Source organism: Streptomyces sp. MBT65, assembly GCF_016612545.1.
Classification (GTDB): domain Bacteria; phylum Actinomycetota; class Actinomycetes; order Streptomycetales; family Streptomycetaceae; genus Streptomyces.
Map to the genome: position 1 here is coordinate 1 of NZ_JAENRY010000045.1, position 14,056 is coordinate 14,056.

Annotated in this window: 10 protein-coding genes; 5 read left to right on the forward strand and 5 right to left on the reverse strand. The window is 72.1% G+C overall.

All coding sequences use genetic code 11. The features are described 5' to 3' along the window. Positions 1–1,941, forward strand: a 1,941-nt coding sequence (locus JHN63_RS13010) for a hypothetical protein (protein WP_200679874.1), incomplete at its 5' end; no start/stop codon positions are given. 149 nt (positions 1,942–2,090) lie between these two features. Continuing rightward, complete coding sequence (locus JHN63_RS13015; RefSeq protein WP_200679876.1) at positions 2,091–2,987, forward strand: serine hydrolase; 897 nt, start codon at positions 2,091–2,093, stop codon at positions 2,985–2,987. A 167-nt stretch (positions 2,988–3,154) separates the two neighbouring features. Here the strand turns inward: JHN63_RS13015 and JHN63_RS13020 are convergent, their stop codons facing one another. Then, positions 3,155–4,159, reverse strand: coding sequence for a hypothetical protein (locus tag JHN63_RS13020; RefSeq protein ID WP_307781882.1), 1,005 nt, complete (start codon positions 4,157–4,159; stop codon positions 3,155–3,157). A gap of 417 nt (positions 4,160–4,576) precedes the next feature. On the opposite strand from JHN63_RS13020, the gene JHN63_RS13025 reads away from it, so the two are divergent. Continuing rightward, a complete protein-coding gene (locus tag JHN63_RS13025; RefSeq protein WP_200679879.1) occupies positions 4,577–6,040 on the forward strand; it encodes a hypothetical protein in 1,464 nt (487 codons plus the stop codon). A 147-nt stretch (positions 6,041–6,187) separates the two neighbouring features. Here JHN63_RS13025 and JHN63_RS13030 read toward each other — a convergent pair whose 3' ends face one another. Genes JHN63_RS13030 through JHN63_RS13045 form a run of 4 tightly spaced genes read right to left on the reverse strand, consistent with a single transcriptional unit; the run spans position 6,188 to position 10,588 of the window. Continuing rightward, the gene (locus JHN63_RS13030) at positions 6,188–7,177 is read right to left on the reverse strand and encodes a sugar-binding transcriptional regulator (RefSeq protein WP_200679881.1); all 990 of its coding nucleotides are present in this window, start codon (positions 7,175–7,177) and stop codon (positions 6,188–6,190) included. Between the two features lie 41 nt (positions 7,178–7,218). Continuing rightward, the gene (locus tag JHN63_RS13035; protein ID WP_200679883.1) at positions 7,219–8,736 is read right to left on the reverse strand and encodes an FGGY family carbohydrate kinase; all 1,518 of its coding nucleotides are present in this window, start codon (positions 8,734–8,736) and stop codon (positions 7,219–7,221) included. Further along, a complete protein-coding gene (locus tag JHN63_RS13040) occupies positions 8,733–9,710 on the reverse strand; it encodes a transketolase family protein (RefSeq protein WP_200679885.1) in 978 nt (325 codons plus the stop codon). Before JHN63_RS13040 ends, JHN63_RS13035 begins: the two co-directional genes overlap by 4 nt. Then, the gene (locus JHN63_RS13045; protein WP_200679887.1) at positions 9,707–10,588 is read right to left on the reverse strand and encodes a transketolase; all 882 of its coding nucleotides are present in this window, start codon (positions 10,586–10,588) and stop codon (positions 9,707–9,709) included. The genes JHN63_RS13040 and JHN63_RS13045 overlap by 4 nt, the downstream gene beginning before the upstream one ends. A 223-nt stretch (positions 10,589–10,811) precedes the next feature. Here JHN63_RS13045 and JHN63_RS13050 point away from each other — a divergent pair, with 223 nt between their 5' ends. Continuing rightward, the gene (locus JHN63_RS13050; RefSeq protein ID WP_200679889.1) at positions 10,812–11,795 is read left to right on the forward strand and encodes a sugar phosphate isomerase/epimerase; all 984 of its coding nucleotides are present in this window, start codon (positions 10,812–10,814) and stop codon (positions 11,793–11,795) included. Between the two features lie 55 nt (positions 11,796–11,850). Then, a complete protein-coding gene (locus tag JHN63_RS13055; protein ID WP_200679891.1) occupies positions 11,851–13,623 on the forward strand; it encodes a DUF5605 domain-containing protein in 1,773 nt (590 codons plus the stop codon). Positions 13,624–14,056 lie beyond the last annotated feature (433 nt).

The window sequence follows — 14,056 nt, forward strand, 5'->3', positions numbered from 1 at the left end:
AGGTCCCGGGTTCGGGAGGCCGAGTCCGTTCTCGTCGAGCAGTACGGCGATCTGGTCCGACTGGCGCATCTCGTCCTTCCCGCCTCGCTCGGCCGGCACCAGCGGGTGCTCGTGGCGCACTCCCTCGTCCAGCGGGCGTTGCGCCGCGCGGGCACGGTACGTACCGCACCCGTCGTCCCCTCGCCGCGCGGGGAGTCACGCGAAGGGGACACCGTGGAGCGCCGCCTCCTGGTGGAAGTGCTGCGCGCGACGCTGACGTACGGAAGGCGTCCGCGGATGTGGCCGGCGGGGTGGGTCCACCCGGGCGCGCTGCGCCCCCGGCTGCCTCTGGTCTGGGGGTTGCGGTTGTTCCCGCGTTCGGGCGGAGTGGACGAACTCGCCCTGGCGCAGCGGCTGTCCGCGGCCCCCGCGGCGGCCCGCGCCGCGTTCCTGCTGCGCACGGTCCACGCCCTTTCCGTGGACGCCGTCCGTGACCTGCTGGAGTCGGCGGACGCCCCGGACGTACCCGCGGCCCTGCGCACCGCGGGCGTCCTGGAGGAGAACTCGCGCAGATCGCCCGCCGCGCTGCTCGCGTCGCAGGAGTTCGACGCCTGTGCCCTCCAGGCCGGTCCCACCGATCTGCTGCGCCGCACCCGACGGGCCCGTCTGATCCTGGGGGCGGCGGCGATCGGGCTGCTCACGGTGGTGACCCTCGCCGTGGCCGGTGACGGCACGGCACACCGGGCGGACACCCAGGCGCCGGCGGCACGCACCGCGCCTGCTCCGGCGGACCTGCTGCGTACGGCCGCCGGGGTGTGGGACAACACCTCACGGGTCGACTTCACCGCCTGGCCGGCCCGCGGCTCCCGCGACCACGACCAGAGCCTCCTCGACCGCGCCCTGTCCGCATGGACACACCCGCAGCCCCGCACCCACCTCCACCTCACCCCCGCCACGACCGCGACCCCACCGGCCACCGCACCGCACCTGCTCTACGCCGGGAACGTCGACGCCCGCGCGGTCGTACTGCTCTACGACGGAGCGCGCCTCGCCCGCTACAGCGAGACCCGTTCCGGGGCGCGGGACGCCGAGTTGAGCGTCGCCCGCGCCGACGACGCGGACGTCACCACGGCCGCCGCCGTCACCCTCACCCCGCCGGGCGGCAGAGCCCGGTATCTCATGGCTCCCTGGGTGGCGGAGTCACAGACCCGCGACCTGCTGCACCCCGATGTCCTCGCCCGCCCGCTGCACGCCTCGAAGGACGGCGTCACAGATCCGGTCCCCACCGCGCCCGCGTCGGGGAGCTGCGACAGCCGGCCGGTCCTGCAACTGCGCTCCTCGCCACGCATCGCCGAACACCACGCGTTCCTGCTCGCCCCGCTGGGCGACCTGTCCCCGGTCCACCTCACCTTCACCCCGCTGCCCGGACACGGCTCACCGCCCGCCCGCCAGCCCCGTGAGGCCACCGGCCCGCAGGCACTCCTGGCCTGGGCCCACCAGGCCTGCTCCCTGGAGTCCCTGCGCGACAGCGGCGTACGCGCCGTCAACAACTGGGACTTCGCCGAACAGGACCTGCCCGACGGCGGCGGCCACGCCGTGTGGACCTGCGCCCGCGCCGACACCTGGCGCGGTTCCGGCGATGTGACGGTGTCCTTCCGTACGAGTGGGTACGCGCCCGGCGCGCCGGCCCGGACGGTCGCCCGAGCCCACGCCACTGCCGCGTGCAGCCGGTTCGGACAGCACGTCGTGGCCGCGAGCGGCTGGCGCTCTCCGAACGGCCACTGGTTCGCACTGGCCGCCGGCAGCCGAGCCGTCACCCGCCTCTCGGTGACCGGAGACGTGACGATCACGAAGCAGGCCCGCACCCTCGCCGTACCCGCCCCGCACGACCCGCGCCTCACCGTCCGGGCGCGTCTCTCCACCGGCGAGGGGCTGGACGCGGTCGGCACGTCCGGGCCCTGAAACCCGCTGTCGCTCTGTGGGCCGGGAGCTGTGGCCATCCTCACAAATCACTTGATTACGGCCTTTTCGTGGCACTGGTCACGTCACGGAACCGTCGCCTCGTCTACGTTCGCAGCTCTGTGTCCCCGCCCCCGAACCACCGAGGCCCCATGCCGTACCGCCCGAACCCTCGACCGACCACGCGGAGCACGAGCACGCGCGGCCGACACGGCAGGCGTGCCGGCCTCCGCGCGGCGCTCCTCACCGGCTCCATAGCCACCCTCCTCGCGGTCGGTGTCGTCGGCCCGGCGGCAGCCGCCACCGGGACGTCGGAGCGCTCCGCCGACCCCGCGCAGCCGACCGCGACGAGCAAGGCGCGCGTGACGACCGCCGTGCTGGACCTGGACCACCCCGCCCAGAGTCCCCAGGTGCGGGGGAACGACGTCCCCTACGACACGGCCAGCATCATCAAGGTCGACATCCTCGCCACGCTGCTCCTCCAGGCACAGGACGCCGGACGCGGCCTCACCCAGCAGGAGCGCACCCGGGCAGAGGCGATGATCGAGCACAGCGACAACGACGCGGCGACCGCGCTCTGGCGCGAGATCGGTCTGGCGCCCGGCCTGGAGGCGGTGAACAAGCGCCTCGGCCTGACCTCGACCGTGGGCGGGACCGGCGGAATGTGGGGACTCACGCGCACCACGGCGACCGACCAGATCCGCCTGCTGCGCGCGGTGTTCGCCGACGGCGGGACCTCGGCCGCCGGCGAACCCGTCCTGACCACGACGTCCCAGACCTACATCCGTACGCTGATGACCCGCATCTCCGCCGGACAGTCATGGGGCGTCTCGGCGGCCTCCGACGCCGGATGGGCGCTCAAGAACGGCTGGCTGCAACGCAGCACCACCGGCCTGTGGGACATCAACAGCGTCGGCCAGGTCACCTCGGGAACGCACCACTACCTCGTCGCGGTCCTCTCCGACGGCAACGCGTCGATGCCGGACGGCATCGCGGCGGTCGAACGCGCGGCCCGCACGGCGGTCACTGCGGCACGGGCGGCCGGCTGACGGCACGGACGCACGTGCCGTACCGCGTTCGGACCGCGACGAGGAACCGCAGGCGGCTTCGGCCGCAAGGGCTGCCGTGAACTGGTCAGCCGGGACCATGCACAACTCGGTGGTCCGACCCCGACGGTGTGAGACCACCTGCGCCTGCCACCGGTTGCCGCTGGAGGTCAGCCGGCGAGGCGCGAGCCCCCGGTTGTCGCGCGAGGCGTGCCGAGGTGCTCCAGCAGGAGTCCTTCGCGGGTGGACCAAGGGCAGATCTCGACGGTCTTGGCCCCGCACGCTTCCATGAGGGTCTGCGCGATCAGGGCGCCGGCCAGGGACTGTTCGGCGCGATGGCGCGAGATGCCGGGCAGCTTGCCACGGCGGGACGGCTTCGCCCCGGCCAACAGGGCGACCGACGTGCGCAGATGAGGCAGGGCCAGCTTCCGCCCGCTTCGCGGCGCCGGGCCCCGCGCCGCGGCGAGCCGGGCCAGCTGCTCGAAGGTCTTGGAGCAGGCCAGCACCCGCACGCCCGGCTCGGCGAGCGGCAGGCCGGGAACGGCTTCCAGGGACCGGCGCAGATGCTTGCGGATCTCGGCCAGGCGGCGCTGGGACGGCACGGTGTTGCCGGGCAGCCAGTCCCGGGTGATCCTGCGCGCACCCAGCGGCAGCGAGAGCACGGTGCGGGGCTGGTCCCCGCTGCCGGACGCGATCTCCAGGGTGCCGCCGCCGATGTCCAGGACGAGCAGCGGACCGGCCTCCGGACCCGCCCACTGGCGGGCGGCCACGTAGGCCAGCCGCGCCTCCTCCTCGCCGGTCAGCACGCGCAGGCGGGTACCCGTGGTGCGCGCCACACTGGCGATGATCGCGTCACGGTTGGGCGCGTCCCGGATGACGGAGGTGGCGAACGCGAACACTTCCGGTCCACGCGGACGCGGGTTCGAGGCGACGGCGTCGGCCACCGCCTGCTCGACGCTCTCCACGCCGGCCCGGTCCAGCCGCCCCTTGTGGTCGAGGGTCTCGTGCAGTCGCAGCCGTACCTTGCGGGAGAAAACCGGCTCCAGCATCGCCCCGGGGCGCCCCCGGACGACCGTCAGCAAAGCACTGTGACACCCGACGTCGAGCACACTCGCCTGCCGCACGCCATGCCTCCCCTGATCCCTTGTTCGACCGGACCGACTCCTGCTCCCCACCCTCCACCAGCCCAAACGACGGCAGGACGGAATCCGGTCCAACTGATAACTATATCGTCACCGCTCGCGCGCCCACTGTTTCGTTGGTAAAGGTCACATCGTCCGGATGCGCCTGTCCCCTTGTGCGCAGGGCGAGTTGGGCCGGCCGGAGGTGGACCTCTCGGCATCGGAAGGGTTGGTACACCCAGCCACGGACAGGCGCGGACCCCCAAAGCTCCGATCACCGCCGCAGTGCTCCTACCCGTGGCGACACGTCCCCCGTCCACGCCTCCACCGCGTCGTCGTGACACTCGCTCGCCCGCCGGGCGGGCGAACACTATGAACGCAATGATCGACGGGTAGTCCCCACCTGCGGCGGTTCCTACCATCACGGCCCACAGGGCAATTTCGCACAGCGAATTCACAGGAGCCGCTCCCTTGAAGACACTTGACGCGCCCGTACCTCTACGGAGACGACTCTCGGCTCCTCGCTACCGCCGGGCCGCACTGGCCGCAGGCCTCGCCGCGACACTCCTCGGCACGCTCGGCAACGCCCCCGCGCCCCCGGAACAGACCGCGCGGCCCGCCGTATCCACGTGTCCGCCCAACCTGCTCGGGAAGGCGACGTGTTACACCGGTCAGGACGCCAACGGGGCGTACTACGCGATGGCCGTTCCGACCCGCTGGAACGGATCCCTCGTCGTGCACGCGCACGGTGGACCCGATCTCGGCGACTCCTCGGACCCGGCGCGCAGCACCGACGATCTGGGGCGTTGGGCGGTGATGGTCGAGGAGGGGTACGCCTGGGCCGGCTCGTCGTACCGTCGCGGTGGGTACGGGACGCGGATGGCCGCCGCCGACACCGAGAACGTCCGCAGACTCTTCGTCTCGGAGTTCGGCAAGCCGAGGCGGACCTATGTGCACGGCCAGTCCTGGGGCGGCGACGTCGCCGCCAAGGTCGCGGAGACCTACGGCAGACAACCCGGCGCCTACGACGGCGCACTGCTGACAAGCGGCGTCCTCGGCGGCGGTTCGCGCGGCTACGACTACCGGGTCGACCTACGGGTGGTCTACCAGTACTACTGCCACAACCACCCCCGCCCGACCGAGCCGCAGTACCCGCTGTGGCAGGGGCTGCGCGCGGACTCCACCATGACGAGCGCCGGACTCCGCGTCCGACTCCAGGAGTGCACCGGATTCGCCTCCGCCCCCGCGGACCGCACCGCGCTCCAACAGCGCAACCTCGACGACATCCTCGCCGTCACCCGCATCCCGGAGCGCTCGCTCGAATCACATCTGCGGTTCGCGACCTTCACGTTCCGGGACATCGTGTCGACCCGGCTCGGCGGCCGCAATCCCTTCACCAACCAGGGCGTGGGGTACTCGGGTTCACACGACGACAAGGCGCTCAACGCGGGCGTCGAGCGGTTCTCCGCCGACCCCACCGCGCGCCGCGACCTCTCCTACGACAGCGACCTGACCGGCAAGGTCTCCGTCCCCGTCCTCACCCTGCACGCGATCGACGATCCGACGGCCTTCGTCGAGCACGAGGCGGCCTACCGCGCCACGCTTCAGGGCGCGGGCCGGGGCGGCAACCTCGTCCAGACCTTCACGACGGAGACCGAGCACAGCGCGCTGAGCGACTCCGAGTACGCCAACTCCATTGCGGCGCTGGACACTTGGGTCCGCCACGGACGCAAGCCGACCGCGCGCTCGATCGCGGCATCCTGCGCGACCTTCGACCGGACCTACGGCGGCGGGTGCTTCTACGACCCCGCCTTCCACCCCGCGCCGTACGCCTCGCGGATCCGTCCCCGGCAGGGCGGACTCGCCTGGCCCGCCATGACCGCGGCACAGGAGCGGGCCTGGAGCCGGATCGAGGGCGTGGGGATCGCCCCCTGATCCTTGGCTGACCGAGGGCCTTCACACCGAGTTCCGTGGCGTGAAGGCTCTGGTCGTTTCCCCGCAGTAGCGCCCGCGCCGGGGAGCGGGCCACCATCTGCCGCGTGTACGGCGTGAGTTGGGCCGACTCCAGTCACCGCCAGTGGGTCAGGGTTCGTCGAGGAGGCGTCGGGTCGTCGCGATGTCGGTGACGAGCACGGTGATCCAGTTGCCGCGTACCGCGGCCCGCACTGCGCTGTACTTGTGGTCACCGCCCGCGACGGCGATACGGCGCGGGACGCTGCGGAGTTGGTCCACGGAGACGCCGATCGTCCGCTCGCCCAGACCCGCGTCGACGTGGACGCCGGACTCGTCGAAGAAGCGCTGGCAGATGTCCCCGACCGCGCCGAGCCGGCGGAGTCGGGCGATCTCCGTGTCGGCGACGGCGTTGCCGCTGAGGCGGAGCAGGGGAGAGGGCTGGAGGCTGCCGATGCCCACGAGGACGGCGGTCAACCGGTCCCAGGCCTGGCCCACTTCGAGGACCGTCGAGTCGTGCAGCAGGGACAGCCGGGCCTGGGCCGACCCTACCAGCCCCGGGGCCCGGACGAACAACGGGCTGGCGCCGATGAGTTCGGCGAGCCGGGCCGCGAGCCGGGTCGCCTGTACCTGCCCCTGCGGGTCGCCCATGCCCCCCATCAACTGCACGACCTTCTCGGCCCCTTGCATCCGGGAGGGCTGCATCGACTCGACGGCCGCGAGCAGGGTCTCGCTCCAGGTGGAGACGCCGATCACGTCGCCCGGGCGGAAGGCACCCTCCAGGTAGGTGGCCGCCGCCGAGCCCAGCGCGCGCATCAGGGTGCGGGGATGCTCCGGCAGGTCGTCGCTGTCGACGATCACCACGTCCGTGAGGTGGTAGCGGTCGGCGAGCGCGTCCTCGAGTTCGCTGTGGATACCCGGCGGGGACACGACGATCGTCCGTACCACCCCCCGCTCGGTCGCCTGGCGCAGCAGCCGGGACACACCTGCCTGGGAGAGCCCGAGAGCCTTGGCGATCTCGGCCTGGCGCAGCCCGCGCTCGTGGTACATGCGCGCTACGCGGACGATGAGCCTGAGCTTGTCGGCGGACTCGCTGCTGTTGAGGTCGGCATGCTGGAACACAGGACGCACCCTACTGGGCCCCGCGCCGGTCGTCGCGGTGCTCATGACGCACGGCCGTCCCCTCGTGACGTGCCGACTTCTCCCCGGTCCGGGACGGCGGAGCCGCGCGCCCGGGCGACCGCGTCGTGCCACGCCCGGAGGGCACGTGACCGATCCTCTTCCGATCGCCGCGGGCGGTACACCTCCTCGGCACGGGTGAGACCGGCGAGCCGGGTCTTGGTGAAGACCCCCGCCGCGCAGCCGGCCAGGTACGCCGCGCCCAGAGCGGACAGGTCGCGGTCGCGTGGCCGTCGGACGACCCGCCCCGAGGTGTCCGCCTGAAGCTGCATGAGGGCGGCGTTGTCGGTGGCGCCGCCGTCCGCGAGCAGCGAGGTGACCCGCCCGGTCGCGGTGTCGAGCCCGGCGACCACGTCCTCGATCTGGAAGGCGACGGACTCCAGGGCGGCGCGCGCCAGTTGGGGCGCTCCCGTCGCGAAGGTGAGCCCGGACAGAAGGCCGGTGGCGTCGTTGTCCCACCAAGGGGCCGCGAGCCCGCCGAAGGCAGGGACGAGGTGCACGCCCCCGGAGTCGGCCGCCGCCCGCCCGGCCACCTCCGCCTCGCCGACCCGGAGCAGTCCGGCGAGCCAGCGCAGGGTGGCGCCGGAGGAGCGGATGTTGCCCTCCAGGGCGTAGGCGGGCGTCCCGTCGTCCCAGGCGAGGGTGAGGCACAGCGGGGAGCCGTCGGCGTGCTCGGGACCGGGGATCAGGCCCATGACCGACGAGCCGGTGCCGTAGGTGACCTTCACGCTGCCCGGCACGAAGACCCGGTGTCCGAACAGCGCGGCGTGCGAGTCGCCGACCACGGCCAGGACCGGCGTGCCGTCGGTGAGCGGGGGAAGGCCGCGCGCGGCGGGGAAGGGGCCGGTCGACGCGGTGATCCGGGGGAGTGCCTCGCGCGGGATGCCGAAGACGTCCAGCAGCCGTTCGTCCCAGTCGCGGCGGCGCACGTCGAGGAGCTGCGTGCGTGCGGCGTTGCCGACCTCGACGAGATGCTCCCGGCCGCCGCCGAGGCGCCACAGCAGCCAGGAGTCGACGGTGCCCAGGCACAGCTCACCGCGCCGGGCCCGGGTGCGGTCGGGGTCATGGGTGTCGAGCAGCCACTGGGCCTTGAGCGCGCTGAACATCGGGTCCAGGGGCAGTCCGGTGGTGCGGCGGACGTCCGCGTCGAGGCCGTCGGCGCGGAGTGCGGCGCAGCGGTCGACCGTGCGCCGGTCCTGCCAGCCGATCATCGGGCCGAGGGGACGTCCGGTGGAGCGTTCCCACAGCAGGCAGGACTCGCGCTGGTTGGACAGCCCGATGCCGACGACCCGGCTCGGATCGTGTCCGGTCAGGCATTTCGCCACCGCCTCCAGGACGCTGTCCCAGATGTCCTCGGGCGACTGTTCCATCCAGCCGGAACGCGGATGGTCGATGCCGAGCGGGGCGGACGCCGAGGCGACGACGCCTCCGTGGGCGTCCACCAGGAGCGCCTTGGTGGCGGAGGTGCCCTGGTCGACGGCGAGCAGCAGCGGCTGGTTCATGACGCCGAGGATGGCAGGCCGAGGACGTCACGTGCGGCACGGTGGACACCGTCGGCGGTGAGCCCGAAGTGTTCCAGGAGTCCTTCGGCGCTGCCGGTCGGGGCGAATCCCGTGACGCCCAGCAGCCTGAGCGGGACCGGGCGGTGCTGGCCGGTGAACGAGGCGACCGCGGTGCCCAGGCCGCCGCTGAGCGTGGCCTCCTCCGCGACGACCAGCCCGCGGGTCTCCTCGGCGGCCCGCCGTAGCGCGTCGGTGTCGAGCGGGTCGACGAACGGCACGTTGAGGACCCGCGCGGAGATGCCCTCGGCGGCCAACCGCTCCGCGGCCGTCAGGGCGCGGGAGACCAGCGTGCCGATGGCGACGAGGGTGACGTCGTCGCCGTCGCGGAGCACCTGGGCGCGCCCGTGTTCGAACGGGGCGTCGGGCGCGGTGACGTCCGGGACCTTGAAGCGCGGGATGCGCAGATAGCTGGGACCGTCGTGGGCGTGGGCCCAGCGCAGGGCGGCCCGGGTCTGGGCGCGGTCGGCCGGGACGACCACGGCGAGGCCGGCCACGGCGCGCAGCCAGGACAGGTCCTCGACGGAGTGATGGGTGGGGCCGAGTTCGCCGTAGGCCATGCCGGGGCTCTGGCCGCAGAGGATCACTCTGAAGCCGCTGTAGGCGCAGTCGGCCTTGATCTGCTCCAAGGCCCGGCCGGTGAGGAAGGGGCCGGCGGCGGACACGAAGGGGACCAGGCCCGCGTTGGCCAGGCCCGCTCCGACGCCGACCATGTTCTGCTCGGCGATGCCGACGTTGATCAGCCGGTCGGGGAACTCCTCGCGGAAGCCGACGAGGTTGCTGGAGCCCACGGAGTCGTTGCAGACGACGACCACGCGCTCGTCCTCGCGGGCGAGCGCGGCGAGTTCCTCGGCGAAGACCGTGCGGCAGTCGTACACCGGGGCCTCGGTGAGGGCCGGGGCGTGGGTCTCGGTCAACGGGTCAACTCCTCGATCGCGGCGCGCACTTGGTCCTGGGTCGGCACCTTGTGGTGCCACTCGACGCGGTCCTCGACGAACGAGACGCCCTTGCCCTTGACGGTGTGGGCGACGACGGCGACCGGGCGACCGGTGGTGGAGGGGGCGAAGGCGTCGAGCAGCGCGCCGTGGTCGTGGCCGTCGGTCTCGCGGACCTCCCAGCCGAACGCGGTGAACTTGTCGGCCAGCGGGTCGAGTCGGACCGTGTCCTCGGTGCGGGCGCCCTGCTGGAGCCGGTTGCGGTCCACGACGGCGCAGAGCCGGTCCAGGCGCTGGTGGCTCGCGGACATGGCGGCCTCCCAGTTGCTGCCCTCCTGGAGTTCGCCGTCGCCGAGGACGACGACCGTGCGCGCGCCGTCGCCGCGCAGCCGGGCACCGAGCGCGCAGCCGACCGCGACGGGGAAACCGTGGCCCAGGGGACCGGTGTTGGTCTCGACGCCGGGCACCTTGCGGCGGTTCGGGTGGCCGTTGAGGGGCGAGTACGGGGCCATGAAGGTGGCCAGCTCGGCCACCGGGAAGTAGCCGCAGTGCGCCAGGGTGGCGTACAGGGCGGCGGCGCAGTGGCCCTTGCTGAGGATCAGCCGGTCCCGGCCGGGTGCCTGCGGCTGTTCGGGATCGACGTCGAGGACGGCGCCGAAGAGCGTCACGAGGATGTCGGTCACCGAGAGGTCGCCGCCGATGTGCCCCATCCGCGCCCGGCCGATCATGTCGACGATCGACAGCCGGACATCGGTGGACAGGGCGCGCAACAGGCTTACGGCGTCCGGAGGTTCGGCGGCGCGGACGGCCTGCCGTAGCGCGTGATGGTCCGCCGCGGTGGAGTGGTCGACAGCGAGCATGTGAATATCCATTCAGATCATTAATTTCTACGCAAGCGGATGATGCGCCTCGCCTCTCGGGATCGTCAAGAGGTCAATCGCCGGGGTGTAATGGGTACATTGACCGCCTCGGTACCGTTCCGGATTCATCGCCGCACCACCCTTGACATGAGTGGTCGGCGGATTTTACGGTCCCGGCCATCGAAGGTAACATTGTGTGAATAAATATTCAGAAGGAGTTGCCGTGGCTCCCCCTCCGGCTCCCCGCACCTTCACCGGCGGCATGTGGACGTTCGGCCGCATCATCGACCGCTACGCGACGGACGGCTACGGCCCCGCCGTGCCCACCCTCGACACCATCGAACTGGCCGCGCAGTCCGGCGAACTGGTCGGCCTCGACCTCAACTACCCCTTCGACGAAGGGGTGTCGGTCGACGACGTCAGCAAGTCCCTCGCGGCACACGGTCTGTCGGCGGTCTGCGTCACGCCCGTCATCTACGACCGCGGCTTCCGCAGCGGCTCGTTCACCGCCGCCGACCCCGCCACCCGCACCCGCGCCCTGGACCTGGCCCACGAGTCCGTGGAGGCGGCCCGACAACTGGGCGCCGGCTACGTGAAGTTCTGGCCCGGCCAGGACGGCTACGACTACCCGTTCCAGGTCGACTACGCCACCCTGCGCCGGCACGCGATCGAGGGCATCCGGGACGTGGCCCGCGCCTTCCCCGACGTCACCTTCGCGATCGAGTACAAGCTCAAGGAACCCCGCAACCGGCTGTTCTGGTCCACGGCCGCCACCAGCCTCCTCGCCATCGAGCAGATGGGCGTGGACAACGTCGGCCTGGTCGTCGACTTCGGGCACTCGCTCTTCGCCAAGGAGAACCCCGCCGAGGCCCTCACCCTCGCCCACTCCATGGGCCGGCTCGTCGACATCGAACTCGACGACAACTACCGCGAGTGGGACGACGACCTCACGGCGGGCTCCCTGCACCTCGTGGAAACCCTCGAATTCCTCCACGTGGTACGCGAGATCGGCTGGGACAAGCCCCTCAAGCTGGACCTCTTCCCCTACCGCGAGGACCCGGGCGACGCGGTCCGCGAGTCGGTCGCCACCCTCCGCGCCCTGGAGACGAAGGCCGCCACGCTGCCCCTCGACGCCCTGCGCGCCGCACAGGAGGCCCACGACGCGATGGCCGTCCAGCGCATCGTCCGTACCGCCCTGCTCGGTTAGGCGATGTCCCGATGTCCCACCTGTTCCCTCGCCCTTGCCCCTGCGGGAGCGCCTGATGTCCTACGGCCCCTCATCACTCCTCGGTGACGTGCTGCGCAACAAGCGGGCCGAGGCGGTGGTGCGCAAGCACCTCACCGGAATCGTCAACGCGCCGTTGGAGATCCAGCTCCGGTACGCACCGCTGGAACAGGTCACCGGCTTCCTGGAGACGATGCGGGCCGACCCCGCCGCCCGTGCCGCCTTCTACGCCGAGTTGGCCACCGTCGACGAGACCGCCGCCGAACCGCCCCGCCCGGCCGAGGCGAGGACCACCCCGTCACCCGACTACGAGCCGACGGACGTGCCGGTCGGCGGCGCCCGGCCGGTGCACCCGCCGACGGCCATCCGCTGGAGCACCTTCGAACTCGAACTCCACGGACCCGCGCACGGCAACCCGTTCACGGACGTCGCCCTGCGCGCCGAGTTCCGCCACGGAGACCGCACGCTCACCGCGCAGGGCTTCTACGACGGCGACGGCGTCCACCGGATCCGGTTCCTGCCCGACGAGGAGGGCACGTGGTCGTTCCGTACGACGAGCAACGCCCGCTCGCTCGACGCGGTCGCGGGCGACTTCACCTGCGGCCCGCCCGCCCCCGGTGACCACGGCCCGGTGCGCGTCCACGGCACCTACCACTTCCGGCACGCCGACGGCACCCGCCACCTGCCCGTGGGCACCACCGCGTACGCCTGGACCCATCAAGGGGAAGAACTGGAGGAACGGACGCTGCGGACCCTGGCCGCCGGCCCGTTCAACAAGGTGCGGATGTGCGTCTTCCCCAAGGCCTACCTCTTCAACGCCGACGAGCCCCCGCTGTACCCGTTCGCGGGCTCGCCCCAGGAGGGCTGGGACTTCCGACGCCCCGTTCCGGCGTACTTCAGGCATCTGGAGCGCCGTATCGCCCAACTCGGCGCACTGGGCGTCGAGGCCGACCTCATCCTCTTCCATCCGTACGACCGTTGGGGCTTCTCCGACATGGGGCCCGTCGCCGACGAGCGCTATCTGCGGTACGTGGTGTCGCGGCTGGCGGCGTACCCCAATGTGTGGTGGTCCCTGGCCAACGAGTACGACCTCATGTGGGCCAAGGACACCGACCACTGGCACCGCTCCGCCGCGACGGTCAAGGAGTGCGATCCGCACGGCCATCTGCTCGGCGTCCACAACTGCCAGGAGTTCTGGGACAACAGCATCGACTGGGTGACCCACTCCAGCGTGCAGCGCGTCGACGTCTACCGCACCGCCGAGAACACCGATGCCTGGCGCACCCGTTGGGGCAAGCCCGTCGTCGTCGACGAATGCGGCTACGAAGGCGACATCGACCAGGGCTGGGGAAACCTCACCCCGCAGGAGATGGTCCGCCGCTGCTGGGAGGGCGCGGTGCGCGGCGGCTACGTCGCCCACGGCGAGACCTATCTGGCCGACGACGACGTCCTGTGGTGGTCCAAGGGAGGAGAACTCAAGGGAGAGAGCCCGGCCCGTATCGCCTTCCTGCGGGACATCCTCGAAGAGACCCCCGGGGACGGCATCGACCCACTGCCCTCGGACTGGGACGTCCCGGTCGGCGGCGTCGAAGGACGCTACTACCTCACCTACTTCGGCTTCATGCAGCCCCGTCGCCGCACGTTCGCACTGGCTCCGGGCGTCCGCTACGAGGCCGAGGTCATCGACACCTGGAACATGACCGTCACCCCGCTCCCGGGCACCTACGAGGGCGTCTTCACCCTGCCGCTGCCCGCCCGCCCGTACATCGCGGTCCGGCTGGTGGCCCGCGACAGCGACTCCGCCGGATGAGAGGCACCGGACGATGACGTCCCGCAGTCCACCGCCGGCCCTCCCGACTCCCCGGCCGGTCCACCGTCCCTGACGGGGGACGGCCGGCCATCGAGCCACCCACCCACGACGCCTGGCGCGGCGCCGGGCAGGGCCGGGTCCCGCACACGACGTGTCGTGCAGCCGTCGAAGCGCGCGGCAGAGCATCACGGCGCGCGCCGCCCCGCTGCCGTCTCCCGCCGCCTCCACGGCCGGTGCCGCGCTCGTCCCTCTCGCGAAAGGCAACGCGCGCCCCTCGAGCGGCGGTTGCCGCCTTCTCCACCAAGCGATCCGCGCACGGCGGTCTTCCTTGAGCCGCTCGCGACGCGCGCCTCCCGCAGAGCTGGCACCTCGCTCCGGGTGCCCCTTTTCCCCACCCCATCTTCAGCAGACATCGCGGGAGGCCCTGCCTCGC

What these genes read in the sequence shown, in the direction of transcription:
- JHN63_RS13015 (WP_200679876.1), top strand. Translation starts at nt 2,091, where the DNA reads ATGCCGTACCGCCCGAACCCTCGACCGACCACGCGGAGCACGAGCACG.
- JHN63_RS13035 (WP_200679883.1), bottom strand. Translation starts at nt 8,736, where the DNA reads ATGAACCAGCCGCTGCTGCTCGCCGTCGACCAGGGCACCTCCGCCACC.
- JHN63_RS13045 (WP_200679887.1), bottom strand. Translation starts at nt 10,588, where the DNA reads ATGCTCGCTGTCGACCACTCCACCGCGGCGGACCATCACGCGCTACGG.
- JHN63_RS13055 (WP_200679891.1), top strand. Translation starts at nt 11,851, where the DNA reads ATGTCCTACGGCCCCTCATCACTCCTCGGTGACGTGCTGCGCAACAAG.